A 750-nucleotide genomic window follows, 5' to 3' on the forward strand; every position below is an offset into this window, starting at 1 on the left:
CCGGTCTGGTTGACGGTGCCGCCGATGACGGTGCTGCCGGGCGCCTTCTGCACCGGCACCGGCTCGCCGCTGATCATCGACTCGTCGACATAGCTGTCGCCGTCGATCACCTGCCCGTCCACGGCGATCCGCTCACCCGGACGCACGTCGATCACATCGCCAGTGGCGATCTGCTCCAGCGGCAGTTCGACCACACCGCCGTCGCGGCGCACGCGTGCGGTCCTGGCCTGCAGCTTGAGCAGGCGCTTGATCGCCTCGGAAGTGCGGCCCTTGGCCTTGGCTTCGAGCATGCGCCCGAGCAGGATCAGCGTCACGATCACCGCCGCGGCTTCGTAGTAGACGTTGACCGTGCCGGCCGGCAGCAAGCGCGGGGCGAAGGTCGCCACCAGCGAGAAGCCGTACGCGGCCAGCGTGCCGACCGCCACCAGCGAATTCATGTCCGGTGCGGCGCGCAGCAGCGCCGGGATACCCTTGAGATAGAAGCGGCGACCCGGCAGCAGCAACACCAGCGTGGTCAGCGCGCACTGCAGCAGCCAGCTGTTCTGCGTACCCAGCGTGGTGGCGATGACATGATGGAACGCCGGCAGCAGATGCCCGCCCATTTCCAGCGCGAACACCGGCAGGGTCAACGCCGCGGCCAGCCACAGATCGCGCTTGAGCACGCGCAGCTCCTCGGCGTGACGCTGCGCTTGGGCATCCTCGCCGCTGCCGGCCGGGTCCAGCACATGGGCGCTGTAGCCGGCCTTGGCG

At 69.2% G+C, this 750-nt stretch carries 1 protein-coding gene; it reads right to left on the reverse strand.

Features of this window, described 5'->3' with window-relative positions:
* A partial coding sequence (locus JCM9942_RS17315; RefSeq protein WP_484600274.1) for a P-type ATPase actuator domain-containing protein occupies positions 1-750 on the reverse strand: 750 nt, incomplete at both ends.

Origin of the sequence: Stenotrophomonas pictorum JCM 9942 (genome assembly GCF_001310775.1) — a bacterium.
GTDB lineage: Bacteria > Pseudomonadota > Gammaproteobacteria > Xanthomonadales > Xanthomonadaceae > Stenotrophomonas > Stenotrophomonas pictorum.